This window comes from Thalassococcus sp. BH17M4-6 (assembly GCF_049323015.1).
Classification (GTDB): domain Bacteria; phylum Pseudomonadota; class Alphaproteobacteria; order Rhodobacterales; family Rhodobacteraceae; genus Puniceibacterium.
In genome coordinates, this window is sequence record NZ_JBMPGU010000004.1 from 1 (window position 1) to 26,866 (window position 26,866).

Genomic DNA, 26,866 nt, shown 5'->3' on the forward strand with positions numbered 1-26,866 from the left:
AGGGATCCGTAGTCGTTTTCGGCGATCTTGCGCAGGATGCGGCGCATGATCTTGCCGGATCGGGTTTTGGGCAGGCCGGGGGCCCACTGGATGAGGTCCGGGGACGCGATGGGGCCGATTTCCTGGCGGACCCAGGTGCGCAGCTCTTTCGTCAGCTCGTCCGAAGGTTCCACCCCGTTCATCAGGGTGACGTAGCAATAGATGCCCTGGCCCTTGACCTCGTGCGGGTAGCCGACGACTGCGGCTTCGGCGACCTTGGCGTGGGCCACCAGTGCCGATTCCACCTCGGCCGTGCCCATGCGGTGGCCGCTGACGTTGATCACGTCGTCGACCCGGCCGGTGATCCAGTAATCCCCGTCCGCGTCGCGCCTGCAGCCATCGCCCGAGAAGTAATAGCCCTTGTAGTCCGAGAAATAGGTCTTCTCGAACCGCTCGTGATCGCCCCAGACCGTGCGCATCTGCCCGGGCCAGCTGTCGGCGATGACCAGCACGCCCTCGGTCGGGTTCTGTTCCTGCACCTCGGCGGTCTGCGGGTCCAGCACCAGCGGCTTGATGCCGAAGAACGGCTTCATCGCGGCGCCGGGTTTGGTCGCATGCGCGCCGGGCAGCGGGGTCAGCAGGTGCCCGCCGGTTTCGGTCTGCCACCAGGTGTCGACGATGGGACAGCGGCCGCCGCCCACCACCTCGTTGTACCAGTTCCAGGCCTCGGGGTTGATCGGTTCGCCCACGGTGCCCAGCAGTTTCAGCGAGGATAGATCGCATTTGGTTACGAAATCATTACCCTGGCCCATCAGCGCGCGAATCGCCGTGGGCGCGGTGTAGAACTGCGCGACTTTGTGCTTTTCGCAGACCTGCCAGAAGCGGCTGGCGTCCGGATAGGTCGGCACGCCTTCGAACATCACGGTGGTGGCGCCGTTCGCTAAGGGCCCGTAAACAATGTAGGAATGCCCGGTCACCCAGCCCACGTCGGCGGTGCACCAGTAGACGTCGCCGTCGTGGTAATCAAACGTGATCTCGTGCGTTAACGCGGCATAAACCAGATAGCCGCCAGATGTATGCACGACGCCCTTTGGCTGCCCGGTGGAGCCCGAGGTGTAGAGGATGAAGAGAGGGTCCTCCGCGTTCATCTCGGCAGGCTGGCTCACGTCCGAGGCTTCGGCGGCCATCTCGTTGTAATCATAGTCGCGGTCCTGGACCCAGGTGGTCTGGCCGCCGGTGCGCTTGACCACCAGGCATTTGACGCTGTCCTTGCAGTTGCGCAGGGCCTGGTCGGCGTTTGTCTTGAGCGCGGTCTTCCTGCCGCCGCGGGGCGCCTCGTCGGCGGTGATCAGTACCTTGGCGTCGGATCCGTTGATCCGCGCGGCCAGCGCGTCGGGCGAAAAGCCCGCGAAGACGATGGAGTGGATGGCGCCGATGCGCGCGCAGGCAAGCATGGCATAGGCGGCCTCGGGGATCATCGGCAGGTAGATCACGACGCGGTCGCCGCGGCGCACGCCCAGCTCTTCGAGGATGTTGGCCATCTTGCAGACGCTGCGGTGCAGCTCGCGGTAGGTGATGTGCTTGGCCGCGTCCTCGGGGTCGTCGGGCTCCCAGATGATCGCGGTCTGGTCGCCGCGGGTCTCGAGATGCCGGTCGATGCAGTTGGCCGCGACGTTGAGCGTGCCATCCTCGAACCACTTGATGCCGACATTGCCGAGCGTGAAGTCGACGTTCTTGACGGTCGAATAAGGCTTGATCCAGTCGATCCGCTTGCCATGCTCCGCCCAGAACCCCTCAGGATCCGACACCGACGCCGCATACATCTCCTCATACCGCGACGCGTCAACGTGGGCGCGGGCGATGGCCGCGTCGCTGGGCGGATGGGTTTCCGTGCCGGGGCTTTGCGTTTGATCGGTCATATCTGTCCTCCGTCAGATGGGCGCACCGCTGCGGCGGGCGCCTGGATCGTTGACGCGAACAATACAGAATTAAGAAACAAAATAAACAAGCTGATGAAATATATGAATTAATCTGTAAATTGTTTGCCTGGCGCGTACAATTTTTGTAAAGAAATTTGACTGACGTTAAGGAAAGCCCTTGCTGGCAAGGGATTTGCCGCACGCCGGAATTCGCGGCCAGCTTTGGGTGTCATGCGCTAACGGCTGCAACCGAGGCGGGTGTCGGGTGTGACAAATCGTTCCGTTCCTGCGCGAAGAGCCCGAGATGCCGTCCGGCGTGCGCGACTCGGTTAGCGCAATCAACGGGGCATCCATGCTTGCACGCCCGACCGTATCCTCTAGGTTCAGCAGACGAGGCGGGGAACACCGCCTGCCAACGGGAGAGAGAGAACCAATGAAAAACATCGCGATGAAGCTGACGGTCGCGGCCATCAGCACTGCCTTTGCCACCGAAGCCATGGCCACCGAATGGAACGTCTCGCTCTGGGGCAAACGCCGCGCCTTTACCGAGCATGTCCACAAGCTCGCCGAGCTGGTCGAGGAAAAGACCAACGGCGAATTCACCATGAACATCAGCTACGGTGGCCTGTCCAAGAACACCGAAAACCTGGATGGCATCAGCATCGGCGCCTTCGAGATGGCGCAGTTCTGTGCGGGCTATCACGCCGACAAGAACCGCGCGATCACCGTGCTCGAGCTGCCGTTCCTGGGGGTGAAGAACCTGGACGAGGAGGTGGCGGTCAGCCACGCGGTCTATGCGCATCCGGCGGTGGCCGAGGAAATGGCGCAGTGGAACGCCAAGATGCTCATGACCTCGCCCATGCCGCAGTACAACATCGTGGGTACGGGCGAGCCGCGCGACGAGCTTTCGGAATTCGACGGCATGCGCGTGCGCGCCACCGGCGGTCTGGGCAAGGCGTTCAGCGCCGTGGGTGCGGTTCCGACCTCTGTCACATCGTCCGAGGCCTATCAGGCGATGGAGTCGGGTGTCGTCGATACCGTGGCCTTTGCCCAGCACGCGCATCTGAGCTTTGGCACCATCAACCAGGCGGCCTGGTGGACCGAAAACCTCAACCCCGGTACGGTCAATTGCCCGGTCGTCGTCAACATCGACGCCTATGAAAGCCTGTCGGACGACGAGCGTGAAGCGCTCGACAGCTCGGTCGACGAGGCGATCGACTACTACCTCGAGAACTACGGCGAACTGCTGGATCGCTGGGACCAGGTGCTGGAAGAGAAAGGTGTGACCAAAGTCACCGTTTCAGACGAGGAGCTGGAGGCCTTCCGCGAGAAGACCGCCTCGATCTCGGACGCCTGGGTGGAAGAGATGACGGCGCAGGGCATCCCCGGTCAGGAGCTTCTGGATCTGGTGAACGACACGCTGGAAAAGCAGCGGATGAGCAACTGATCCGCCATCAGGCCCCGGCGCTGACGCCGGGGCCGCATCTTTTCCTGCCTCTGCCCAACATAGGAGAGCGACCGCCATGGCCGGCTCATCCACCGTATTGCGCGACGACAGCCTGCTCAGCCATCTGGACAGGCGTCTTTATCGGCTTGAACGGTTCTTTGCCCTGATCGCGGGGCTTTTCGCCTTTGGTCTGATGGTGCTGGCGGTGGTGTCCGTCACCGGGCGCAACGGGTTCAACGAACCCTTGCCCGGCTACGTGGACTGGATCGAGACGTTCATGCCGCTGATCGCGATTCTGGGGGTAAGCTATGTCCAGCGCGACGGCGGTCACATCCGCATGGACATCGTCGTGGGGCAACTCAGGGGGCGGGTGCTGTGGCTGGTGGAATTCATCAGCACGCTGGGGATCCTGTTGCTGATCGTGGCGCTGGTCTGGGGCACCTACGCACATTTCGACCGCAGCTTTGACATGACCAAACCGATGTGGAGCCGGGACAGCACCATCGACATCGGCCTGCCGCTCTGGCCCGCCAAGCTGGTGGTGCCGGTGGCCTTTTCGGTGATGGCGCTGCGGCTTGTCCTGCAGCTTTGGGGGTACGGGCGTGCCTTCCTGCGCGGCGACGAGACACCGGTGGCCGTGCCGCTGATCATGTCGGTGGCCGAACAGGCCGCGGCCGAGGCCGAACACATTCAGGGGCGTGACTGATGGAACCGGTGGAAATTGGCCTGTGGGTCACGGGCGGGATGCTGGTGCTGGTCGTGCTGGGGATGCGCGTGGCCTTTGCCGCGGCACTGGCGGGGCTGGTGGGGCTGATCTGGATCTTCTGGGAGAAGAAGGATTACGAACTGGCGGAATTCGGCTGGGCGCTGACCGTTGCGGTCAAGACCGCAGGGCAGGTGCCGCATGGCAAGGTCGCGAGCCAGGCGCTCTCGCTGATCCCGACGTTCATCCTGATCGGCTATCTGGCCTATTACGCGGGTCTGACGCGGGCGCTGTTCGAGGCGGCGAAACGCTGGGTCGCCTGGGTGCCGGGCGGACTGGCGGTATCGACCGTGTTCGCGACCGCCGGTTTTGCCGCGGTGTCAGGGGCCAGCGTGGCGACGGCGGCGGTCTTTGCGCGCATCGCCATCCCCGAGATGCTGGCGGTGGGCTATGACAAACGCTTTGCCGCCGGGGTGGTGGCGGCAGCGGGCACGCTGGCAAGCCTCATCCCGCCCTCGGCGATCCTTGTGATCTACGCGATCATCGTGGAGCAGGATGTGGGCAAGCTGCTGCTGGCAGGGTTTATTCCCGGCGTCTTTTCGGCCCTTGTCTACACCTCGCTGATCATCGTGCTGGCGCTGACCATCAAGGGCTTTGGCCCGCCGGTCACCGGCTTTACCTGGAAGCAGCGGCTGGTGTCGCTGCCCCCGGCGCTGCCGATCTTTGCGGTGGTGATCATCATCATCTTCTTCGTCTACAACCCCTTTGGCGGAGATGCCTGGGGCACGCCGACCGAAGGCGGCGCCATCGGGGCCTTCATCGTCTTCCTGATGGCGCTTTTCCGCGGCATGCGCTGGCCCGAGTTGAAGGACGCATTGCTGGAAACCGCCAAGCTGAGCGTGATGATCTTTTCGATCATCTGGGGCGTGCTGATCTATGTCCGGTTTCTGGGCTTTGCCGACCTGCCAAGCGCCTTCGCCGACTGGATCACCTCGCTGCACTACAGCCCGATGATGATCCTGATCTGCATTCTTTTGGCCTATGCGGTGCTGGGCATGTTCATGGACGCCATCGGGATGCTGCTTCTGACGCTGCCGGTGGTCTATCCGGCGGTCATGGCGCTGAACGGCGGCGAATTCGTGACTGCCGCCGACAGCGCCTTTGGCATGAACGGGACGATGTGCGCGATCTGGTTCGGCATCCTGGTGGTCAAGATGGCCGAATTCTGTCTGATCACCCCGCCCATCGGGCTCAACTGCTTTGTGGTGGCGGGGGTGCGTGACGACATCAGCGTGCAGGATGTGTTCCGGGGCGTGATGCCGTTCTTTCTGGCCGACGGGATCACCATTGGCCTGCTGGTGACGTTTCCGTGGATCGTGCTCTGGTTGCCCTCGCTGGCCTGACCGGACGACGGTTCGTTTACCCCATTGCGGTGCCTGAAACCCGCCTCCTTCGGCGCGGCTGAAAGAATTTGCGGCCTGCGCTTTGTTGCGGGAACCGCCGCGCCTCGGGCGGCGTTATCCATGTACTAAACCGCACCGGACCGGCGCGGCCTCATCACGAAGGAGCGGCACATTGTTTGAATATGCTGGTTTGAGCGGCCTTATCGTCCTCGCGCTTGACCTCTGGGCCATCATCTCGGTGGTGGGGTCGAACCGGGACACCGGACCGAAAGTCCTGTGGGTACTGCTTATTCTGGTGCTGCCGATCCTTGGCTTCATCATCTGGCTCTTGTTCGGGCCGCGCAGCTCGCGCACCGCCTGAGCCGCCTTAGGAGAAAGACCATGCTTTACTGGGCAGTTCTGTTTTTCATCGTCGCCATTATTGCCGGTGTGTTCGGCTTTGGCGGCATCGCATCGGCTTCGGCCGGGATCGCGCAAATCCTCTTTGTGATCTTCCTCGTCCTGTTCGTGGCGACGCTGATCATGCGGGCCGTCCGCAAGGTGTGACGGTTTTGGCCTACCGTGTTCGTACCCTCATGCGACACGGGCGGGCCAGGCACGGAAAAACGCGCCGGAGCAATCCGGCGCGTTTTTTTTCGGGCAAAACCGGCAGGGGTCAGGCCTTGAGGGTTTCCGTCGATGAGAAGAACATCGCCTGGCTGATGGCCGAACGGACCTGCTCTTCGGAATACGGTTTGGAGATCAGGAAGGCCGGTTCCGGCCGTTCACCAGTCAAAAGCCGTTCGGGGAAGGCGGTGATGAAGATGACAGGACGATTGCCCAGATCATTCAGCAGATCGCGCACCGCATCGACGCCCGACGAATTGTCGGCCAGTTGAATGTCGGCAAGGATCAGATCCGGCACCTCGGCGTTGCCAAGCTTCACCGCGCCGTCGCGTGTGCGGGCAACACCCGTAACCCTGTGACCCAGATCGGCCACGATGCTTTCAAGGTCCATGGCGATGATCGCCTCGTCCTCGATGATCAGCACCCGGCCCGACACCTGGTCGGCCATTTCCTGGCGTGCCACGTTGATCAGCTGGGTGGCCTCGTCTTCGCCGATCTGCATGATCTCACCAACTTCGGAGACGGTGAATTCCTCGATCGTGTGAAGCAGCAGCGCCTCGCGGCTGTTGGTCGTCAGACGCTGCAGGTACTGTTGTGCGGCGGCGCGGGGGCCTTCATCCTCTTCCACGACGGGGGCACCGGTGGTCACCCAGATGCCGTGAAACACCTTGAAAAGACCGGCCTTCGCGCCACTGGACTCCTGCACCATCGAGCGGTCCGCGAGCACAGCCTCCAGCGTTGCGGCGGCATAGCTGTCACCGCTGTTCTGGCTGCCGGTCAGCGCACGCGCATAGCGCCGCAGAAACGGCAGGGCTGCGCCGATCTCGCTGCTCAGGTCCACCTGTGTCATGAATTATTCCCTCTTTTCACTTTTTCTGGAACCAAACGCTGTTATAGGCTGTTTGTTCCCGAGGAACACGTGCCCGCACATTATTTATTGGCGCGGGTGAACAGGAAACGCAAGGAACGGTATGGGAAACGACGGCAAGCAGTCGGGGCAGGGCCACGTGATCGATGACAACCTAAAAAGGGTGTACCAGGACATGCTGGACGAACGTGTTCCTGACCGGTTTCTGGACCTTCTCGCTCAATTGAAAGAGCAGGACACCGGGAAGAGCGGCAACGGTGCGAAATGAGCGATGATCCGCGCGACGAAATCGTCGAACACATTCCCGCACTGCGCGCATTTGCGCTCAGCCTGACCCGCAACGGTTCCCTCGCCGATGACATGGTTCAGGACAGCCTGGTCAAGGCCTGGACGAAGATCGCCCAGTTCGAGCCCGGCACCAACATGCGTGCGTGGCTATTCACCATCCTGCGCAACACCTACTATTCCAACCGGCGCAAGGCCGGACGGGAAGTTGCGGATATCGACGGTGTGCACACCGACGGCCTGTCGGTGAAGCCCGCCCACGACGGGCACCTGCAGCTTGCCGATTTCCGCGAAGCTTTTGCCAAGCTCAACGACGAACAGCGCGAGGCGCTGATCCTTGTCGGCGCATCAGGCTTTTCCTACGAAGAGGCGGCCGACATGTGCGGTGTCGCGGTCGGCACGATCAAGAGCCGTACAAACCGGGCCCGGTCACGACTGGCCGAGCTCATGCACCTCAACGCCGAGGATGCGCTTGAAATGACCGATGGCGCGACCCTTGCAGTGGTCACAGGCAACAGGCCCGCATCGGTGAGTTGAGATGATCGGCGCCCCCGGACCTCGACCTGTGCCCAGCGGTCTGGCGGCGCGGATCATCGGCTTTTTGTCGATAGCGCTTCTGCCCATCGGCGCCGTTGCATACCTGCAGACGGCGTCGCTGGGGGTCGAAACGCGGGCGCGGTCGGAACTCAGCCTCGTCACTCTGACCGAAACCTCTGCCTCGGGCGAGCGGGATTCGATCCTGCGGGCCTTGGGCAACGCGCAGGCGCTTGGCGCGCTCACCGATCTCACCGACCTGTCGTCGCAGGAGTGCAGCGCCGCCCTGCGCACCTTCATCAATGCCGCAGCCCCTTATACTTTTGTCGGCTTCCTGCCGCTGTCGGGCGTGATGACCTGTTCCAGCGCCGGGGACGAGCTTGATCTGCGCGATCTTCCCGGCTTTGCCGAACGCATGGCGAATCCGCGCCAGTTGGTCACCCGAAACGATACGCCACGGGTCAGCGATCAGCCTGTGCTTGTGGTGTCAGAGCCCTATTTCCGCGGCGGGCGATTTGCCGGTTACAGCACCCTGTCCTTTCCGGCATCCGGGCTGCGCCAGGATGTGCTGCCCGACCTTGACAACGATCTGACCGAGCTTGTGACCTTCAACCACCGGGGGCAGCTGCTGTCGTCACGCTCTCCCAAGGACCGGGCGCAACAGCTGCTGCCCAACACGGTATCGCTGTCGTCGCTGGTGGGGCAGCAGGCCCACAGCTTTCAGACCCGCAGCGTCGACGGGGTGACGCGGATCTATGCCGTGGCGCCGCTCGTACCCGATCTTGTCTATGCGCTCAGCGTCTGGCCACAGGACAGCCGCGCGGCGACGGCGGTCGAGGTCAGCCGGATGACCCAGATTCTGCCGTTCCTGATGTGGGCGGCCAGCGTCGTGGTGGCGTTCCTTGCGATCAACCGTCTGGTGATCCGGCACATCCGTACATTGGGCCAGCAGATGCGCGCCTTTGCCCGCAACCGTCGCATGCCGCAAGAGGTCATAACCTCGGACATGTCGCTGGAATTGCGGGACATGGAAAGCGATTTCATCCACATGGCCGACGCCATCATCCAGGACGAGGCGCGGCTGGAAAACGCGCTGCGCGAAAAGACCATCCTGCTGAAAGAGGTCCATCACCGGGTCAAGAACAACCTGCAGCTGATCAGTTCGATCATGAACATGCAGATCCGCCAGAGCAGCGAAAAGGAGACCCAGCAGGTGCTGCGGCGGTTGCAGGAACGCATCCGCGGGCTGGCGACCATCCACCGCAACCTCTACCTGACCGAGGATCTGGGCCATGTGAACGCTGGCCAGCTGCTGGACGAGCTGATCCGCCAGATGTCGATCGTGTCGAGCCACGCCGGATCCGAGATCAAGCTCAGGACCGAGCTGGAGCATATCGAGATCTATCCCGATCAGGCGGTGCCCTTGTCGCTGCTGACCGCCGAGGCGCTGACCAACGCCAGCAAATATATCGGCGACGGGCCCGACGGGCAGCGGCTCTTGACGGTGCGGTTCCGCCGGATCGACGAACGGTCGGCCGAAATCGACATCACCAACACCTGCGGCACCACGGCGGCAGGGCAGGGCGATTCCAGCGGCCTGGGGGAAAAGCTGATCCGGGCCTTCGCCACGCAGCTTGGCGGGGAATTGACGCAAGGTGAAGAGGACGGCATCTACCGGGTGCACGTCGCTTTTGCGCTGTCCGACTTCAAACCAGAAGTCGTGGATTACTAGGAAAGGCTCTGCCGATGTCTGCATCGCCGAACCGCGCTTCGCGCGATACGCTGCCCATCACGACAACCGCCAGCGGGGATCCGCGCCGCGTCGGGGTCGAGGTGGAACTGGGCGGGCTGCCCGAGGAACGCGTGGCGCAGGCCGTGGCCGACACGCTGGGCGGCACCGCTGGGCAGGCCAAGCGCGGCCTGCTGGTTGAAGGCACCCGCCTGGGCGATGTTCAGGTCTACCTCGACAGCCGGTTCCTGAACGAGGCGAAGGACGGGCTCAAGGGCCATATGCGCGAACTCGCAGGCAGCGTCGTCCCGATCGAGATCGTGACCGAACCGCTGGAGCCGTCGGATTTCGACCCGCTCGACGACCTGATGGATCACCTGCGCGAACTGGGCGCCACCGGCACCACCGCCGGGGTGCTTCTGGGCTTTGGCGTGCACTTCAACCCCGAGGTCACGGGCGAGACACTGGACGATATCCTGCCGGTCCTCACCGCCTTTGCGCTGTGCGAGGACGCGCTGCGCCAGGAGGCGGGCATCGATCTTGCGCGCCGCGTGCTGCCCTTTGTCGATCCCTATCCGCGCGCGCTGCTGGACGCGCTGGCGCAGGGTGCGATCAGTGAAATGGCACAGTTGATCGACATATACCTTGCCCACGCGGCGTCGCGAAACTACGCGCTGGATATGCTGGCGCTGTTCACCCACCTTGATTACGACAGGGTGGCGGCGGTGATGGACATGGCGCCGATTTCGGGCCGCCCGACCTATCATTACCGTCTGCCCGACTGCCGGATCGACGAAGCGGACTGGTCGCTGACCCTGGAATGGAATCGCTGGGTGCGGGTCGAGCGCATCGCCGCCGATGCCGAACTGCTGGAGCAATTGAAATCAGGCTGGAAAAAGCATCGCGCGGCGCTGACGACGACGCGCGGCGATTGGACGCGGGAGTCCGCCCGGATGATCAAGGACGCGGGCCTATGACCGCAAAACCGCGCATCGGGGTCACCGTGTCGCGCCGGTCGGGCTGGCGCATCTTTCCGCTCATGGCGCTGAGTGTCTGGCTGGCGGGCGGCAAGGCGGTGCGCTGGCAGAGCCGCGCGGCGGTGGATCTGGACGCGGTGGATGGTGTCATCATCGGCGGCGGTGACGATATCGCGCCCACGCTTTACGGCGGCGAGGTGCGGATGGGTGTACGGCTCGATCCCGACCGGGACGCCATGGAAAAAGGCGTGCTTGAGGCCGCGTTCGACACGGCGCTGCCGATCCTGGGCATCTGCCGTGGGTCGCAGATGCTCAACATCGTGCTGGGCGGCACCCTGCACCAGGAAGCCTACAGCGTCTACGACTCGCGGTTCGTCAAGACGATCCTGCCGCGCAAGCGGGTGACGATCACCGACGACAGCCTGCTTTACCGCGTGACGCGCGTTCCCTGCCTGGACGTGAATGCCCTGCACACCCAGGCGGTCGACAAGCTGGGGCGCGGCCTGCAGGTCGCTGCCCGCGACGAAGGCGGCATGGTCCAGGCGATCGAGCGGACCCGCGATCCCTTTGCCCTGGGCGTTCAGTGGCATCCGGAGCATCTGTTCTATCGCCGCGCACATCGCAGGCTATTCAAGGCCTTGGTCGAGGCTGCGCGCGCCAGAATGGCCAGCCGCGGCCAGCTGGACGCCGCCGAGGCAGAGGCGATCGAGGCCGAAGCCAGGCGCGGCATGTGATGAAAATATCACAATACCGTGACGGCTGGGGAACAGTCTGGCTTTCAGGGGGAACGATTCAGCGGGTGGTTCGTTGATTAGTCGAACCGAAAAGGAGTGAGCTATGGCCGATACTTTCATTGCCGGTCTGGCCGCACTGACATTGGTTGCCGCGTTGATCGTCGCTCTGACAGGCACGCGCAGCCTTGAAAAAACGGACCGCCAGCGGAACGATGAAGACCGCGGGTATAGAGGCCGATAACAACGGGACGGTAGTGCGTCACCAGACCTGAACCAAGAAAGAAGGGCGATCCCAACGGGGGTCGCCTTTTTTCGTGTTTCGGTGCAACAGGGATTGCGGTTCGCGTAATATTTCCGTATTTCATGAAATATGGAAATAGAATCATCACAGCTTTTCTCCGTCCTCGGACACCCGCAGCGGCTGGCGGTCTTTCGGCTGCTGATGCGGCGCTATCCGGACCGTGTGTCAGCGGGCGATATCGCAGCGGCGCTTGACCTGCGAGGCTCGACCCTGTCGGTGTATCTGTCGGCGCTGCGCGATGCTGGGCTGATCAGTCAACACCGGCAGGGCACGTCGCTGCTTTATGCCGCGGATGTCGACGCCGCCGGACGGCTGACCAGCTACCTTTTCGAAGACTGTTGCCGCAGCAGGCCGGACCTTTGCCGTCCGGCTGCATTCAACCCCAGGGAGGGACGCACCATGGCGCACAGAAAATACAACGTTCTTTTCATCTGTACCGGAAATTCCGCCCGGTCGATCATGGCCGAAACCCTTCTGCGCGACCTCGCCGGGGATCGGTTCACTGCCTATTCGGCGGGCACCCGGGCGCGGTCCGAACTCAATCCCAATGCGGTCGAATTGCTGACCTCCAAGGGCCATGACATCACACCGTTACGTGCCAAGCATATTGCCGAGTTTCAGGGCCCGGACGCCCCGGTGATGGATTTCGTCTTTACCGTCTGCGACCGTGCCGCGAACGAGGATTGTCCGGCCTGGACCGGCCAGCCGATATCGGCCCACTGGGGCCAGCCCGATCCGGTGAAGGTGACCGGGACAGAGGCGGAAAAGAGGCTGGCGTTCCAGCAGACCTATGGCGCGTTGCACAACCGCATCTCGCTGTTCGTCGCGCTGCCGCTGGACAGCTTGGACCGCATGGCGCTGCAGGCCCATGTGGATGACATAGGAAGGCAAAGGGCGACCACATGACCACATATGCACTCAACGGGCTGGGCCGGATCGGAAAACTGGCCTTGCGCCCGCTTCTGGAAAGCGGGGCCCAGGTGGCCTTTGTCAACGACGCCGTGGGTGATCCGGCGATGCACGCGCATCTGCTGGAATTCGACACGGTGCATGGCCGCTGGCCTGCAGAATTCGGCGCGGATGCCGACAGCATCACGATCGACGGTACGCGCATTCCCTGCCTTGGCACGCGGCGGATTGAGGATCTGCCGCTCGACGGTGTCGACGTGATGATCGACTGCACCGGCGTCTTCAAGACCGAGGCGAAGCTTGCGCCCTATTTCGACGCCGGCGTGCAAAAGGTCGTCGTGTCCGCGCCGGTCAAGGATGATGGCGTCGCGAACATCGTCTACGGCGTCAATCACGACATCTACGAACCGGCGCGGCACCGCATCGTCACGGCGGCCAGCTGCACCACCAATTGCCTGGCGCCGGTGGTCAAGGTGATCCACGAAAACCTGGGCATCCGTCACGGGATGATCACCACGATCCATGACGTGACCAACACCCAGACCATCGTGGACCGCCCGGCAAAGGACCTGCGCCGCGCGCGATCCGCGCTCAATTCGCTGATCCCGACCACCACCGGCAGCGCCACGGCGATCACGCTCATCTACCCCGAGCTGACGGGCAAGCTCAACGGCCATGCCGTGCGGGTGCCGCTGCTCAATGCCTCGCTGACCGACTGCGTGTTCGAGGTCGGGCGCGAGACGACCGTGCAAGAGGTCAACGCGCTTTTCAAGGCAGCCGCCGAAGGGCCGCTGAAGGGCATTCTGGGCTACGAGGAACGCCCGCTGGTGTCCTGCGACTATACCAACGATCCACGGTCGAGCATCGTCGATGCGCCATCGACGATGGTGGTGGACGGCACGCAGCTCAAGGTCTTTGCCTGGTATGACAACGAATGGGGCTATGCCAATCGGCTGGTTGACGTCGCGCGGATGGTGGGGGCGTCGCTGTGACCGCAGCCGACCGATCCGCAGGCCTGCCCGCCTATATCGCCGTCACCGCCGCCTATTGGGCGTTCATGCTGACCGATGGCGCGCTGCGCATGCTGGTGTTGCTGCATTTCCACACCTTGGGCTTTTCGCCGGTTCAGTTGGCCTATCTTTTCGTGCTTTACGAAGTCGCGGGCGTCGTCACGAACCTTTGCGCGGGATGGATCGCCGCGCGGTTCGGGCTGACCATGACGCTTTATGCGGGCCTGGGGTTGCAGGTCGGTGCCCTTCTGGTGCTGGCGCAGCTTGATCCGGGCTGGGCCATCGGCGCGTCGGTCATCTTTGTCATGGCGGTGCAGGGGGCGTCGGGCGTGGCCAAGGACCTGACCAAGATGAGCAGCAAGTCGGCGGTCAAGCTGCTGGCACCCACCGGCCACGCAGGCCTCTTTCGCTGGGTGGCGGTGCTGACCGGATCGAAGAACGCGGTCAAGGGCTGCGGCTTTCTGCTGGGGGCGGCCTTGCTGGCGCTTGCGGGGTTCAAGGCGGCCGTGCTGGGCATGGCAGCGGTTCTGGCGCTGATCCTCGTGGCGGTTGTCTGGCGCATGCCGACCGGCCTGCCGACGGGCCGCAAGGACGCTAAGTTCCGCCAGGTGTTTTCCGGCAACAGCAACGTCAACTGGTTGAGCGCGGCGCGCGTCTTTCTGTTCGGCGCGCGCGACGTCTGGTTCGTCGTCGGCATCCCGATCTATTTCTACGCGGTCTTGTCGGACGGGTCCGAGGCGGGCAACCGCGCGGCCTTCTTCACCATCGGCAGCTTCATGGCGGTCTGGACGATCCTTTACGGCGTCGTCCAGGGCCTCGCACCACGGCTCTTGCAGGCCGACAGGCGCCCTGCGGCGGCGCTGGTGTCGGCGGCGCGGGGCTGGGCGCTGGCGCTGCTGGGCGTGCCATTGCTGCTGGCGGCGCTGGTCTGGGGGGCGGGCGCTCCGGCAACCTGGCTGACGGGCACGCTGATCGCCGGTCTGCTGGTCTTTGGTGCGATCTTCGCGGTCAATTCGGCGCTGCATTCCTACCTGATCCTGTCCTTCACCACCGGCGCGCGGGTAACGATGGATGTGGGGTTCTACTACATGGCGAACGCTGCCGGGCGGCTGCTGGGCACGCTGCTGTCGGGGCTGACCTACCAGTGGGGCGGTGTGGCGCTGTGCCTTCTGACCGCTGCGGTCCTTTTGGGGCTGAGCGCGCTTGCCGCGGGCCGGCTGAGCGCCGGGGCCGATCCAGAGGGGGTGCAGGCGTAAGGAGAGGCCACCGCAGGAGAACCGGTTTTACATATCCGCGCCGTTCGCTATCGTCCGCCCGACCGGCGCCAGCCCGCGCCATCCACATCGGGGAAGCCTTCCATGTCCAAACCCTGCATCATTTGCGTGGCCATCACAGGATCGGTGCCGCAGAAATCCGACAACCCGGCGGTGCCGATCACCGTGCCCGAACAGGTGGAAAGCACCCAGGCCGCGTTCGAGGCGGGCGCCTCCATCGCGCATTGCCACGTGCGCAACGACGACGGCTCCACCACGTCGGACCCCGACAAGTTCGCCTCGCTGATGGAGGGGATCCGGAAACACTGCCCCGGCATGATCGTGCAGCTGTCGACCGGCGGGCGGTCGGGGGCAGGGACCGCGCGCGGCGGCATGCTGCCCCTGCGGCCCGATATGGCGTCGCTGTCTGTGGGGTCGAACAACTTTCCCACCCGCGTCTACGAAAATCCGCCCGATCTGGTGGACTGGCTGGCGTCGGAAATGCGCAGCTATGAGGTCAAGCCCGAGATCGAGGCCTTTGATCTCAGCCACATCCACAAGGCCGCCGAGATGAACCGCGACGGGCGCATTCCCGGCCAGCTTTACGTGCAGTTCGTCATGGGGGTGAAGAATGCCATGCCCGCCGACAAGGATGTGTTCGACTACTACATCAAGACGGTCGAGCGGCTGGCCCCGGATGCGCAGTGGTGCGCGGCCGGGATCGGGCGCAACCAGGTGGTCGTGAACGAATGGAGCATTGCCGCCGGTGGCCATACCCGCACGGGGCTCGAGGACAATGTGCGCTGGGACAAGGAGCGGCTGGCGCCATCGAACGCGGCGCTGGTGGAGCGCACGGTCGAGATCTGCGCCAAGTACGAGCGGCCCGTCGCGACGCCCGCGCAGGCGCGCGAAATCCTGGGGCTGCGCGCGGCTTAGGGAGGGGGCAAGTACGGGTCCGGTCGAGGCCGCCGCGCGATCGCCAGACCGCGGGTTGGCGATCCGGCCATCTGAGCAGCGCGCTTTATCCCGGCAGTTTCCGCGAATCTTACCCGCGCCTTGCAGGTATCAGCCAATCGCCAGCCCGGGGGGGCGGTCCGGCGATCGCGCGGCGGCCTTTGGCCGCTATTCGCGCGAGCCGCTCTGCATCGATGTAGTACAGGCCATTCAGATCAAACGATGATCTCGAACTTCGTCACATCGACCATCCCCCGGTCGGTGATCTTCAGCGCCGGGATCACCGGCAGCGCCAGAAACGCCAGTTGCAGGAACGGCTCTTCCAGCGTCACACCCAGCGACCGCGCAGCGGCGCGCAGGTCGACGAGCCGGTCGCGTACCGCCTCGAACGGCTCAAGGCTCATCAGCCCCGCGACGGGCAAGGCCAGTTCCGCCAGCACCTTGCCGTCCCTGACCACGGCAAATCCGCCCTCGATCTCGCCCAGACGGTTCGCCGCCAGCGCCATGTCGTCGTAATCGACCCCGACGCAGGCGATGTTGTGGTGATCATGACAGACGGTCGACGCGATGGCCCCCGCGCGCATCCCGAACCCGCGGACAAAGCCGGTGGCGATGTTGCCGTTCCTGCGGTGCCGCTCGATCACCGCGATGCGGACCAGATCGCGCGCCGGATCGGGCCGCTTGTCGCCATCCAGGATGTCGATGCGTTCGTGCAGATGGTCGGTCAGGATCTGGCCTTCGCGGATGCCGATCACATCCGTGTCCTCGCGGTTGGCGGTGGCCCGGAAATCTGCCGCCTGCACGGTCGGCGCCTTGACAGATTGTCGGCCTACCGGGGCGGTCACCCGCCGCCGGGCAAAGGCCGCGTCGTTCACACGCTGGCCCGCGCACAGCACCAGCTGCGCGTCGCAGGCCTCCAGCGAGCCAAGCGCCACGATATCGGCACGGCGGCCCGGCGCGATCATGCCCCGGTCCTTCAGGCCGAACGCCTCGGCCGCCGACAGCGACGCGGCGCGGTAGGCGGCCAGCGGCGGCGTGCCAAGGGCGATGAGGGTGCGGATCATGTAATCCAGATGCCCGTGTTCGCCGATGTCGAGCGGATTGCGATCATCGGTGCACAGGCACATGTAGGGGCTCGTGCGCTCGTCCAGCAACGGCTGTAGCGCGTGCAGGTCCTTGGACACCGACCCTTCGCGGATCAGCACGCGCATGCCCTTGCGCAGCTTTTCCAGGGCCTCTTCGGCGCTTGTCGCTTCATGCTCGGTCCGGATCCCGGCGGCCACATAGGCATTGAGGTCGCGGCCCGACAACAGCGGGCAATGCCCGTCCACATGGCCTCCGCCGAACAGCCGCAGCTTGGCCATTGCAGCAGGGTCGCGGTGGATCACACCGGGGTAGTTCATGAATTCCGCCAGCCCGATGCCCGAGGGATGGCCCATGAGCGCCGCGATATCATCGGCCGAAAGCGCGGCCCCGGCGGTTTCCATATGGGTAGAGGGCACGCAGGACGAGAGCTGCACACGAATGTCCATCACCGTGCGCTCGGATGCCTCCTGGAAATAACGGATGCCCTCGGCGCCGATCACGTTGGCGATTTCGTGCGGATCGCAGATCGCCGTGGTGACGCCGCGCGGCGCGACGCAGCGGTCGAATTCATAGGGTGTGACAAGGGAGGATTCGATGTGCAGATGCGTGTCGATGAACCCCGGCACCAGCACCAGACCGCTGACGTCGAACACCTCTTTCGCGTCAGGATAGTCCTCGCAGATGCCGACGATGGTGTCGCCGCAGATCGCCACGTCGCCCGGCAGCATGGCGCCGGTCACCAGATCGAAGACCTGCCCGCCGCGCAGCACAAGATCGGCAGGGGCATCGCCGCGCGCCTGAGCGATGCGGGTTTCCAGATCGGCCATGCGAAGGTTCCTTGTTCGGGGATGCTGCCGGGTCTTATTCCGGCGGCACCGGGGTGGGGCGGCCATCTTCGTCGATGGCGACAAAGGTGAACGTTGCTTCGGTCACCTTCTCGCGGTCGCCGATCCTGTTGCGCTTGACCCATGCCTCGATATGAACGCTCATGGACGTGCGGCCAACCCGTTCGATTTCACCATAGATGCACAGCACATCGCCGACCTTGACGGGTCGGATGAACTTCATCGCATCAAGCGCCACCGTGGTCACGCGGCCTTGCGCGCGGGTGCCCGCGACGATTCCGGCGGCGATGTCCATCTGGCTCAGAACCCAGCCGCCGAAAATGTCGCCGTTCACGTTCACATCCGCAGGCATCGCCAGGGTGCGTAGGGTCAGTTCGCCATCGGGGGTTTCGACCTCTTGTGTCATCTTCGCGGTCCCTTAGAACGGCATGTCGCGGACGGATTTCAGGGCGGGGTAAAGCGCCCGGTAGGCGGCCAGCCGGTCGGCATGGCGCGGATCGTCCTCGGGCTCGAACACCGCCGTGACCTTGGGCGCGACGCCGATATCGCTGACCGCGGCGGCGCCCGTGGCCACGGCGGCAAGGCTCGCGGCGCCCAGGGCCGGGCCGACATCCGCCGCCTCGCCGCGCTGCAGGGTGCGGCCCAGCACGTTGGCAATGGTCTGCAGCAGCAGGTCGCTGCGCGCGCCGCCGCCGATGGCCAGCAGCGGATGCGGCACTTTCGTGACCGACGCCACGCCGTCGCAGGCATCGGCAAGGCTGTAGGCGATGGCATCCATGATCGCGCGCATCATCTCGGCCCGGCCCGTGTCGTTGCCCAGCCCGTAAAACGCCCCCCGGATGCGCGTGTCGCCATGCGGCGTGCGCTCACCAGTGAGGTAGGGCAGGAACAGCGGCAGCCGGTCGGTGCGCGCGGTCGCGGCCTCCTCCAGCAACTGCGCCACGGACACGCCGGTGACCTCGGAAAACCAGCTCATCGGGCGGGCGCCGTTCAGCATCGCGGCCATCTGGAACCACAGGTCAGGCAGGCAATGGGCATAGGAATGCAGGCCCTGTTCCGGCGCGCTGCGGAAGCTGTCGCTGGTGACAAAGAACTGCGCCGAGGTGCCGAGCGACACAAAGCCGGTTTCGGGCGCCGTGGCCCCCGCAACGATGGCCCCGGCGGCGGCGTCGCCCCCGCCTGCGGCGATCGGAATGCCTGCGGGCAGGCCCAGCATCTCGGCGGCCTGCGCCGTCAGCGTGCCCGCCACGTCAGAGCCGTCGCGCACCTCGGGCAGCCAGGCCGGGTCGGTGGCGGTCGCGGCGCACAGCGCGTCGGACCAGCGGCGCGCGGCCTCGTCGTACCACCAGGTGCCTGCGGCATCGCAGGGATCGGTGACAAAGCCGCCGTGCAGGCAATAGCCGATGTAGTCCTTTGGCAAAAGGATGCGGGCGATCTGGCCATAAACATCGGGCTCACGCTTGCGCAGCCACAGAAGTTTCGGCGCGGTGAACCCCGCCATGGGGCGGGCGCCCGCGACGGCGGCAAGCTCGGGCGCGGTTTCCGCCAGTTCGCGGCACTCCACGTCCGACCGGCCATCGTTCCACAGGATCGCGGGCCGCAGCACTTGGTTGTCCTTGCCCAGCAGCACCGCGCCGTGCATCTGGCCCGACAGCCCGATGGCAGCGGTGTCGGTGGCCGCCTGCGGCGCGTCGGCCAGCACCCGGGTCATCGCGGCGCGCACCGCTTTCCACCAATCCTCGGGGCGCTGTTCGCTCCAGCCTGCGTGGGGGTGCGAAATTTCCAGCGGTTCGGTGGCCGTGGCGACCGGCGTGCGGTCGCGATCCGTCAGGCAAACCTTGACCGCCGAAGTGCCTACGTCGATTCCCAGAAACATGCGCGCCCCTTTTTGCTGCCACTGCGGGCACCATAGCGTCTGGGCCGGAGGGTGCAATCGGGCGTGCGCTCAGGGGGCGACCCAGCGCCCGCGCCAGCCGTTTCCGGGTTGGTCAAAGACCGCGCGGCGGTGGGGCCTATCGCCCAATTCCAGAACCTCGATCCGGCGCAAGTGGCACAGCAGCACCGTGAACCGGTCGATCTCGGCCCCCGTGACAAAGGCCTCGGGGCTGTCGATCGGGGTGCCGGGGCGGGGCGCGCCGCCATAAACCGTGCGCGCCGCCTGCGGGATGCGGCCCCAGCGGTCGGGATCGGCGTGCAGAAAGGCGACCCGGCCTGCAAGGCGCAGCTGCATCTGCGCCTCCGGCACCCAGACCAGTACGGCGGCGCGCGGATCGCGGGCCAGCTCGGTTACCTTGGCGCTGGCGCTGTCCGTATGCAGCTCGATCCGTCCGGCATCGCGGTCCGCGCCGCGCAGCACCAGGATGCGCTGCTCCGGCCCGTCCGCCCCAAGGCTCGCCAGCACCACGTGCCGCGCCGCATGGTCGCGCCGGGCAACGCCCTGCGCCAGCAGATCCCAGCCCTTGTCGAGAAAGGCGGTCAGGTCAGTCATATCCTGTCATCTCCAGATATCCGCGCCCTTCATGGCTGCCGGAAAACCGGATCGGCCCCTCCCAGTAGGGAAAGAGCGTGTCCATCCAGCTTTGCGGGTTCACGGCCTGTGTTTCCACCGACACGCCCTGCGCGGGCAGCCTCAGCCGCCAAGCCACCGGCACCTCGCGCCCCGCGACGGTGGCGGTTTCGAGCGGCTCCATCTGCAGCGCCCCGTCGCCATAGGCCGTGACCGTGCCATCCGCCGCGACCCAGGTGGCCGAGGTGAAGTGCCCGCCATCGCGGCTGCGCAGACCAAAGCCCATGAGTTTCGCGCCCGAGGCGAAATGCAGGGAAAACCAGTCCCAACCGGTCTGATCCTGGGCCAGCGGCTGCGACGACCATTCGCGGTCCAGCCAGGCCTGGCCCGTGACCTCGACCGGGCCACCCGGCAGGCTAAGCGTGCCGGTCACGGCGTAGCCGGGTTGCGAATAGTAATAGCTGGCCTGACCTTCTGGCGATTTCACCGAATAGCCCGCGTCGCCCTGCAAAAGCAGCGGCCCCGTGGCATTCAGGGTCAGGTCGTAGGCAAAGTCGGCCCCGCGCGCCGTGACCGCCAGACCGCCGAGCGGATCGCCCACGGTCGCGATGCTGCGCAGCGCCCAATCGTCGATATATGCCTCAAACGGACCGGCGGTGACCCCGGCCTGTCCGATCCCGCCGCGTGCCAGCCGTTCGCCCACGTGGTGCGCGTCGGGCGTGGTCACGGCGGCATGCCCCATCCACAGCTGCGGCGTGTCCCAGCCGACGCCGTCCTCGGGCCGCAGGGCAGAGCGGAAGAGCGTCCATTGCGCGCCATAGGGCGTGCCGTCGGGGCCCGTCAGGTTGGCGGTCAGGTACCACCATTCGATCCGGTAGGCGGGATGCGGCAGGTGATCGCGGGGAAACTCCAGCGCCGTGCCCGCCTGCGGCACGGCAAACCCGTCGCTTTCGCTGCCCAGCCCGGCAAAGCCCTGGGCGAGTACCGGCGGCGCGAGCGTCAGCAGCGCGGAGACAAGAAGGGCCTTAACGTTCATGCGCAAACACCCGCAGCAATTGCCCCGCCGGAACGCGGGTCAGACGCAGCACCGGCCAGGCGCAGGCCAGAAGCGCCGCCACCACCGCCCAAAGCCCCAGCCAAAGCCAGTCGGTGGGGAACACGGACATCGGCAAGCGCCAGCCGAACGCCTCTACGTTCACGATGGTGAGCAGCACCCAGGCCAGCACCAGCCCCAGCGGCACCGCCAGCGCCCAGGTCAGCAGCGCCAGAAGCACGGTCCGCGCCACCTCGAACCGGGCCAGCCGCGCGGGTGTCAGCCCCAGCGCCCAGACCGGGGCCAGCTGTGGCAGGCGCAGGCCCGACAGCGTGAGCAGGCTGGTCAGCATCGCAAAGCTCGCCACCCCCAGGGTCAGCACGTTGAGCGTGCCGGTGACAAGGAAGGTCCGGTCGAACACCTCAAGCGAAAAGCGTTTCACCGCCTGCTGGTCGATCACGTTTCGATCCGGCAGGTCAAAGCGTTGCCGCAGGTCCTGCTGCAGGGCCGGGACGGCATCGGGCGCGATGCGCACGGCGTAGCGCAGGCGCGGCGCATCGGGGAACCGTGTGGCCAGCCCGTCGATGCCGGTGATCGCCTGGCCCTGGGTGTTGCCATAGTCGGAATAGACCCCCACCACCGGCAGCGCCCAGTCGTCGGTCAGCGTCAGGCTTTCGCCCAATGCGATGCCTTCGCGCCGCGCGAGCTGTTCGTTGATCAGCACGCCGGTGTCCTCCGTCACCCGGGACCAGACCTCCGGCACGGCTTGCAAGAGCGGCCAGTTTTCGCTGTAGGTCGGGTGATCGACGATGCCGAACACCTCTCCTGGCGCGCCGCGCAGCGGCAGGTCGACCGACCAGATCGGCAGCAGCGCGTCGGCGCGGGGGGCCAGATAGGTGCGGATGTCCTCGGCTTCGGCCTCGGTCCGGGCGGTGACATAAAGCTCGGCCACCAGCCGCTGGTCCAGCCAGCCGGTGAAGGTCTGGCGGAACGATCCGACCATGGTGCCGACGCCGACATTGGCGGCCAGCGCCAGCAGCAGCGCCATCAGCGCCAGCGACAGCGCGGGCACCTGCTGGCGCGCATCGGCCAGCAGCCATTCGCCAAGCGCGCTGCGCACCAGACCGTCGGCCAGCCGCAACAGCCCGATCAGCAGCGCGGGCAGGGCGAGCGCCGCGCCGATCAGCAGCGCGGCGAGGCAGGCGAACCCGGCGATCAGCGACTGCCCCCAGACCGCCAGTGCCACGGCGGCCAGCAGCAGGCCGGCCGATGCGGCCAGCTGCGCGCGGATCGTGGTCTGCGACGCCCGTGCCCAGGCGCGCGGCTGCGCCGGCGCCAGAAGCGGCATCCGCGCCACCTGCCAGAGTGCCTGCGACCCCGCGGCGGCCACGCCCAGAAGCGTGATCGCCAGCGCCGCGAGCGCCCAGCCGGGATCGAAGCTCAGGCTGCCCGACACCTCGGCCCCGTAAAGCCCGCGCAGCGTGCCCGCCACGCCCGGCAGCAGTGCCGCCGCGATGGCATATCCCAGCGCGATCCCGGCAAGGCCTGCCAGAACCGCGATGCCCAGCAGTTCGGCCATCAGCAGCAGCACCAGTCGCCGCAGGCCCAGACCCAGCGCGCGCAGGGTGCGGAAGGTCGGGCGGCGCTGTTCAAAGGCCAAACCGATCGCCGATTGCACGATGAAAAGCCCCACCGCGAAGGACAGAAGCCCAAAGGCCGTGAGGTTGAGGTGAAAGCTCTGCGTCAGCTGTGCCATGTCACCGCCCTGCGGCGCGTCGCGGATTTGCAGGTCGGTCAGCTCATTGAGCGGCGTCAGCCCCATGGGCTGATCGCGGGCGAGGAGCAGATGATCGAACCCGTCCTGCCCCAGCAGGGTTTGGGCGATGCCGATGTCGACAATCGCCGTGCCGGGGGGGACATCGGCGGCGATGATGCGTGGCGGCAGGTCGGCCCCCTCGAGCCGCGCGGCGGTTTCCGGCGCGACAAGCATCCGCCCGGGCTGTGTGATGAACGGCCCGAATTCGGCATCTCCGTCGAGAAGGGCCGTCAGCCCCGCCTGCGGTGGCGAGGTCAGCGGATCGACACCCAGAATGCGCAGCCGCGTGTCGCCCGCGCGCAAACTGCCGTCGATCACCGGCGACACATTCCAGCCCGCCCGGCGCAGGGCGACATACTCCTCCAGCGCGATCCGGCCCGGCCCCACCAGCCGCTGCAAGGCATCCTGCCCAAGCGTCGCGGCGGCGCTGTCGTAGCTGCGCCGCGCCTCGGCGTTCACGGCCTGCACACCGGACCAGAGCGCCGTGGCCAGCATCAGGCCCAGGCAAAGGGTGGCAATCTGCACGGGATGCCGCCGCCAATGGGCGAAAAGGGCCGCAAAGGCCGCGCGGTTCATACGATCCGCCCCTGTTTCAGATGCAGTCGCCGGTCCATCCGGTCGGCCAGCCGCGGCGAATGGGTCACCATCAGAAAGGCTGCGCCACTGTCGCGCACCAGGTCCAGCATCAGGTCCAGCACCGTGTCGGCGGTGGCTTCATCGAGGTTGCCTGTGGGCTCGTCCGCGAGCACAACGGCGGGCCGGTTGGCGATGGCCCGCCCGATGGCCACGCGCTGCTGCTGCCCACCCGAAAGCTGTTCGGGATAGCGCGAGAGCATCGAGTCGAGCCCCAGCCGCGTGGCGATACGCGCCTGCCAGTCGGCATCCTCGCGCCCGGCCAGCCGCGCCTGAAAGCCCAGGTTCTGCGCCACCGTCAGCGACGGGATGAGATTGAGCTGCTGAAAGACCACGCCGATGCTTTGTCGGCGGACAGCGGCGCGCCCGGCCTCGTCCAGATCCTGCAACGCGCGGCCTTCCAGCGTGATGCTGCCGCTGTCGGGCGCGTCGAGGCAGCCCAGCAAATGCAACAGCGTGCTCTTGCCCGACCCGCTTTCGCCGGTCAGGGCCACGCTTTCGCGCGCGGCCACCTGCAGCGACACGCCGCGCAGCACCTCAAGCGGGCCGTCGGCGGTGGGATAGGTCTTGGTCAGGTCGTGGGCGATCAGCACGCGGGGCATCCTTCGGGTAAGCTGCGCCGCAACCTAGCAGCCCGGGGCCGGGGTTAAAGGGCGGGACCGTTTGGTCGCAGGGTCAATCGGCGCCGCAGATCACCACATCGGTCTGCCAGTCGGCGCAGCGCCCCGGCAGGCTGCCGGGCAGAGGCGCATCGGTAAAGATCAGGTCCACAGTGCTGAGCGAGGCGATCCGCACCGGCGCGTTGCGCTGGAACTTCGATTGATCCGCCACCACGAAGACCTTGCGCGACCGGTCGATGATGGCCTGGCTCACGCCCACCTCTTCGATGTCGAAATCCAGCATCTCGCCATCCTCGTCCAGCGCCGAACAGCCCACGACGGCGATGTCGAAGCGGAATTGCTGGATCGTCTCGATCGCGAGGTTGCCGATCAGCCCGTTGTCGGCCTGCCGCAGCGTGCCGCCGGTCAGAACCGTGCGGCAATCGGCATTGCGGCTGAGGATCTGCGCGACATTGAGGTTGTTGGTCACCACCAGCAGGTTCTTGTGGCCCTGCAGTTCGTGGGCCACCGCTTCGGTGCTGGTGCCGATGTTGAGAAAGACCGACGCATCTTCGGGGATGTGCTGCGCGCAGGCGCGGGCGATGGCCGCCTTGGCCGCGGCATTGAGCGAGCGGCGTTCCTCGTAGGCGATGTTGGACACGCCCGAAGGCAGGACCGCGCCGCCGTGCACGCGTTCCAGCCGCCCGGCGTCCGACAATTCGGTAAGATCGCGCCGGATCGTTTGCAGCGTCACGCCGAAGCGGTCGGCCAGTTCCTCGACCGTGACCATGCCCTCCTTGCGGGCAATGTCGAGGATCTGTGGCAATCGGAATGTCTGGGACATGGCGCCTCCTCCTGTTGGCCAGACCCGGGGTATGTTCGTTTTTACGCGAAAATGCGCGCTTTGGCGAGGGGTGCGAAAATATCCGCGCAACCTGTGTTGATTCTGCCTGTGTTTTAGGCAGTCGCGCAGGGTTTTTGCGCATACCGTTGCGGCAGCATGCCATCATCGCCGCGCTATCCCCCTCAAAAATAGAGATTTTCGCAAAAAGGAAAAGAATCGAAAACAATTGGCTTTCTTTTCCGTGCGAGTCACAACAGTATAGGCGCAACAATGTCCTAGGGAGGGATCATGTCCACGACCCGCAAAGACAGTATGACAGACCTTTTCGTGATCGGCGGCGGTATCAATGGCGCCGGAATCGCGCGAGACGCCGCCGGGCGCGGCCTGTCCGTGACGCTGGCCGAGATGAACGATCTGGCCTCTGCCACCTCGTCGGCCTCGACCAAGCTCTTTCACGGCGGGCTGCGGTATCTCGAGTATTTCGAGGTCAATCTTGTCCGCAAGGCGCTGATCGAACGTGAGGTTCTGCTGAAGGCGATGCCGCATATCTCGTGGCCGCTGCGGTTCGTGCTGCCTTATCACAAGGACATGCGGTTCGAAAATTCGACGCCGACGTCGAAGCTGCTCAACACCGTGATGCCGTGGATGAAGGGGCGCCGTCCGGCCTGGCTGATCCGGCTGGGGCTGTTCATGTATGACAATCTGGGAGGGCGGGAGATTCTGCCCGGGACCAAGACGGTCGATCTGCGCAAGGGGCCCGAGGGCGCGCCGCTCAAGGAAAAATTCGCGCAGGCCTATGAATATTCCGACTGCTGGATCGAGGATTCGCGCCTGACTGTGCTCAACGCCCGCGACGCGGCAGAACGCGGCGCCGAGGTGCTGACCCGCACGAAGGTGGTGTCGGCCGCGCGCGTCGATGACCATTGGGAAATTACGACCGAGGATCGCGATACCGGCAAGACCCGTACACATCATGCCAAGATGCTGGTGAACGCGGGCGGGCCATGGGTTGGCGACATCATCCAGACCAAGATCCGCATCAATTCCAAGGAAGGCGTGCGACTGGTCCGCGGCTCGCACATCGTGACGAAGAAGCTTTACGATCACGACAAGTGCTATTTCTTCCAGGGCGAAGACGGGCGGATCATCTTTGCCATTCCCTACGAGACGGATTTTACCCTGATCGGCACCACCGATTCCGAGCAGGAGGATCCCGACAAGCGCCCGGAATGCACGCCCGAGGAACGCGATTACCTGTGCGCCTTTGCGTCGAACTATTTCGAAAAGCCGGTCACGGTCGACGACGTGGTCTGGTCGTATTCTGGGGTCCGCCCGCTTTACGACGACGGCGCGTCAAGCGCCACGGCGGCAACCCGGGACTACACGCTCAAGGTCGAGGATCAGGGCGGGGCGCCGGTGCTGAACGTATTTGGCGGCAAGATCACCACCTACCGCAAGCTGGCGGAAGGCGCGCTTGACAAGATCGTGCCGTTCTTTCCGGGCACCAAGGGGCACTGGACCGCGGGCGTGCCCCTGCCGGGCGGCGACTTCCGCGTCAAGGAATTCGACCAGCTGGTCGAAAAGCTGGCGGGCGAATACACCTTCCTGACGCCGTTCTGGGCACGTCGACTGGTGCGTGCCTACGGGCTCGAGGCCTGGGACGTGTTGGGCGGGGCCAAGACAGAGCTTGATCTGGGCGATGCCTTCGGCGCGACGTTGACAGCGCGCGAGATCGAATGGCTGATGGACAAGGAATTCGCCAAGACCGCCGAAGACGTGGTCTGGCGGCGCAACAAACTGGGTCTGCGTCTGAGCAAGGACGAGATCGCCAAACTGGACAAATGGATGTCGGACAAACGACATCACACCCGTAAAGAGGCCGCCGAATAAGCG

The 26,866-nt window shown here is 65.2% G+C and carries 26 protein-coding genes; 16 read left to right on the plus strand and 10 right to left on the minus strand.

Annotated features, from left to right (window positions below):
• Positions 1-1,898 (minus strand): acetate--CoA ligase (acs, locus tag ACOXXX_RS06915; RefSeq protein WP_422825831.1); only part of this gene is annotated, 1,898 nt, incomplete at its 3' end.
• Between the two features lie 433 nt (positions 1,899-2,331).
• Here acs and ACOXXX_RS06920 point away from each other — a divergent pair.
• From ACOXXX_RS06920 to ACOXXX_RS06940, 5 genes are all read left to right on the plus strand, one after another.
• Positions 2,332-3,345 (plus strand): C4-dicarboxylate TRAP transporter substrate-binding protein, encoded by a 1,014-nt coding sequence (locus ACOXXX_RS06920; protein WP_422825832.1) that lies wholly within the window; start codon positions 2,332-2,334, stop codon positions 3,343-3,345.
• A gap of 76 nt (positions 3,346-3,421) precedes the next feature.
• Entirely contained in the window at positions 3,422-4,051 is a 630-nt protein-coding gene (locus tag ACOXXX_RS06925) for a TRAP transporter small permease subunit (RefSeq protein ID WP_422825833.1), read from the plus strand.
• Positions 4,051-5,451 carry a TRAP transporter large permease gene (locus tag ACOXXX_RS06930; protein ID WP_422825834.1) on the plus strand — a complete coding sequence of 467 codons (1,401 nt, stop codon included), beginning with the start codon at positions 4,051-4,053 and terminating at the stop codon, positions 5,449-5,451. The genes ACOXXX_RS06925 and ACOXXX_RS06930 overlap by 1 nt, the downstream gene beginning before the upstream one ends.
• A 190-nt stretch (positions 5,452-5,641) precedes the next feature.
• Positions 5,642-5,812, plus strand: coding sequence for a PLDc N-terminal domain-containing protein (locus ACOXXX_RS06935; RefSeq protein ID WP_422825835.1), 171 nt, complete (start codon positions 5,642-5,644; stop codon positions 5,810-5,812).
• A gap of 20 nt (positions 5,813-5,832) precedes the next feature.
• A complete protein-coding gene (locus ACOXXX_RS06940; protein ID WP_422825836.1) occupies positions 5,833-5,997 on the plus strand; it encodes a DUF1328 domain-containing protein in 165 nt (54 codons plus the stop codon).
• Positions 5,998-6,106: 109 nt separating this feature from the next.
• Here ACOXXX_RS06940 and ACOXXX_RS06945 read toward each other — a convergent pair whose 3' ends face one another.
• The gene (locus ACOXXX_RS06945; protein WP_422825837.1) at positions 6,107-6,907 is read right to left on the minus strand and encodes a response regulator; all 801 of its coding nucleotides are present in this window, start codon (positions 6,905-6,907) and stop codon (positions 6,107-6,109) included.
• A gap of 121 nt (positions 6,908-7,028) precedes the next feature.
• Between ACOXXX_RS06945 and ACOXXX_RS06950 the strand changes: the two genes are divergently transcribed.
• The 10 genes from ACOXXX_RS06950 to ACOXXX_RS06995 all read left to right on the plus strand — a co-directional run bounded on the left by ACOXXX_RS06950 (position 7,029) and on the right by ACOXXX_RS06995 (position 15,593).
• Positions 7,029-7,193 carry a NepR family anti-sigma factor gene (locus ACOXXX_RS06950; RefSeq protein WP_422825838.1) on the plus strand — a complete coding sequence of 55 codons (165 nt, stop codon included), beginning with the start codon at positions 7,029-7,031 and terminating at the stop codon, positions 7,191-7,193.
• Positions 7,190-7,747 carry an RNA polymerase sigma factor gene (locus ACOXXX_RS06955; protein ID WP_422825839.1) on the plus strand — a complete coding sequence of 186 codons (558 nt, stop codon included), beginning with the start codon at positions 7,190-7,192 and terminating at the stop codon, positions 7,745-7,747. The genes ACOXXX_RS06950 and ACOXXX_RS06955 overlap by 4 nt, the downstream gene beginning before the upstream one ends.
• Positions 7,748-7,775: 28 nt before the next feature.
• Positions 7,776-9,476, plus strand: a complete 1,701-nt coding sequence (locus tag ACOXXX_RS06960) for a sensor histidine kinase (RefSeq protein ID WP_422825840.1) — start codon at positions 7,776-7,778, stop codon at positions 9,474-9,476.
• A gap of 14 nt (positions 9,477-9,490) precedes the next feature.
• Positions 9,491-10,450, plus strand: a complete 960-nt coding sequence (locus tag ACOXXX_RS06965; protein ID WP_422825841.1) for an amidoligase family protein — start codon at positions 9,491-9,493, stop codon at positions 10,448-10,450.
• Positions 10,447-11,184, plus strand: a complete 738-nt coding sequence (locus ACOXXX_RS06970; RefSeq protein WP_422825842.1) for a gamma-glutamyl-gamma-aminobutyrate hydrolase family protein — start codon at positions 10,447-10,449, stop codon at positions 11,182-11,184. The genes ACOXXX_RS06965 and ACOXXX_RS06970 overlap by 4 nt, the downstream gene beginning before the upstream one ends.
• Before the next feature lie 103 nt (positions 11,185-11,287).
• Positions 11,288-11,425, plus strand: a complete 138-nt coding sequence (locus tag ACOXXX_RS06975) for a hypothetical protein (RefSeq protein WP_422825843.1) — start codon at positions 11,288-11,290, stop codon at positions 11,423-11,425.
• 129 nt (positions 11,426-11,554) lie between these two features.
• Complete coding sequence (locus tag ACOXXX_RS06980; protein ID WP_422825844.1) at positions 11,555-12,391, plus strand: helix-turn-helix domain-containing protein; 837 nt, start codon at positions 11,555-11,557, stop codon at positions 12,389-12,391.
• Entirely contained in the window at positions 12,388-13,386 is a 999-nt protein-coding gene (locus ACOXXX_RS06985; protein ID WP_422825845.1) for an ArsJ-associated glyceraldehyde-3-phosphate dehydrogenase, read from the plus strand. The genes ACOXXX_RS06980 and ACOXXX_RS06985 overlap by 4 nt, the downstream gene beginning before the upstream one ends.
• Positions 13,383-14,660 carry an organoarsenical effux MFS transporter ArsJ gene (arsJ, locus tag ACOXXX_RS06990; protein ID WP_422825846.1) on the plus strand — a complete coding sequence of 426 codons (1,278 nt, stop codon included), beginning with the start codon at positions 13,383-13,385 and terminating at the stop codon, positions 14,658-14,660. The genes ACOXXX_RS06985 and arsJ overlap by 4 nt, the downstream gene beginning before the upstream one ends.
• Positions 14,661-14,762: 102 nt before the next feature.
• Positions 14,763-15,593: a 3-keto-5-aminohexanoate cleavage protein gene (locus ACOXXX_RS06995; protein ID WP_422825847.1), complete on the plus strand. Its 831-nt coding sequence runs from the start codon at positions 14,763-14,765 to the stop codon at positions 15,591-15,593.
• Between the two features lie 233 nt (positions 15,594-15,826).
• Here ACOXXX_RS06995 and ade read toward each other — a convergent pair whose 3' ends face one another.
• The 8 genes from ade to ACOXXX_RS07035 all read right to left on the minus strand — a co-directional run bounded on the left by ade (position 15,827) and on the right by ACOXXX_RS07035 (position 24,973).
• Positions 15,827-17,524 (minus strand): adenine deaminase, encoded by a 1,698-nt coding sequence (gene ade, locus ACOXXX_RS07000; RefSeq protein WP_422825848.1) that lies wholly within the window; start codon positions 17,522-17,524, stop codon positions 15,827-15,829.
• A 34-nt stretch (positions 17,525-17,558) separates the two neighbouring features.
• Positions 17,559-17,948, minus strand: coding sequence for an acyl-CoA thioesterase (locus ACOXXX_RS07005; protein WP_422825849.1), 390 nt, complete (start codon positions 17,946-17,948; stop codon positions 17,559-17,561).
• A gap of 12 nt (positions 17,949-17,960) precedes the next feature.
• Positions 17,961-19,418 (minus strand): xylulokinase, encoded by a 1,458-nt coding sequence (gene xylB / locus ACOXXX_RS07010; protein WP_422825850.1) that lies wholly within the window; start codon positions 19,416-19,418, stop codon positions 17,961-17,963.
• A gap of 69 nt (positions 19,419-19,487) precedes the next feature.
• Positions 19,488-20,030 carry a pyridoxamine 5'-phosphate oxidase family protein gene (locus tag ACOXXX_RS07015; RefSeq protein WP_422825851.1) on the minus strand — a complete coding sequence of 181 codons (543 nt, stop codon included), beginning with the start codon at positions 20,028-20,030 and terminating at the stop codon, positions 19,488-19,490.
• Positions 20,023-21,084, minus strand: coding sequence for a lipocalin-like domain-containing protein (locus ACOXXX_RS07020; protein ID WP_422825852.1), 1,062 nt, complete (start codon positions 21,082-21,084; stop codon positions 20,023-20,025). Before ACOXXX_RS07020 ends, ACOXXX_RS07015 begins: the two co-directional genes overlap by 8 nt.
• Positions 21,074-23,473 (minus strand): FtsX-like permease family protein, encoded by a 2,400-nt coding sequence (locus ACOXXX_RS07025; protein WP_422825853.1) that lies wholly within the window; start codon positions 23,471-23,473, stop codon positions 21,074-21,076. The genes ACOXXX_RS07020 and ACOXXX_RS07025 overlap by 11 nt, the downstream gene beginning before the upstream one ends.
• Positions 23,470-24,132, minus strand: a complete 663-nt coding sequence (locus ACOXXX_RS07030; protein WP_422825854.1) for an ABC transporter ATP-binding protein — start codon at positions 24,130-24,132, stop codon at positions 23,470-23,472. Before ACOXXX_RS07030 ends, ACOXXX_RS07025 begins: the two co-directional genes overlap by 4 nt.
• 73 nt (positions 24,133-24,205) lie before the next feature.
• Positions 24,206-24,973, minus strand: coding sequence for a DeoR/GlpR family DNA-binding transcription regulator (locus tag ACOXXX_RS07035; protein WP_422825855.1), 768 nt, complete (start codon positions 24,971-24,973; stop codon positions 24,206-24,208).
• Between the two features lie 288 nt (positions 24,974-25,261).
• On the opposite strand from ACOXXX_RS07035, the gene glpD reads away from it, so the two are divergent.
• Positions 25,262-26,863, plus strand: coding sequence for a glycerol-3-phosphate dehydrogenase (glpD, locus tag ACOXXX_RS07040; RefSeq protein ID WP_422825856.1), 1,602 nt, complete (start codon positions 25,262-25,264; stop codon positions 26,861-26,863).
• Positions 26,864-26,866: the final 3 nt, after the last annotated feature.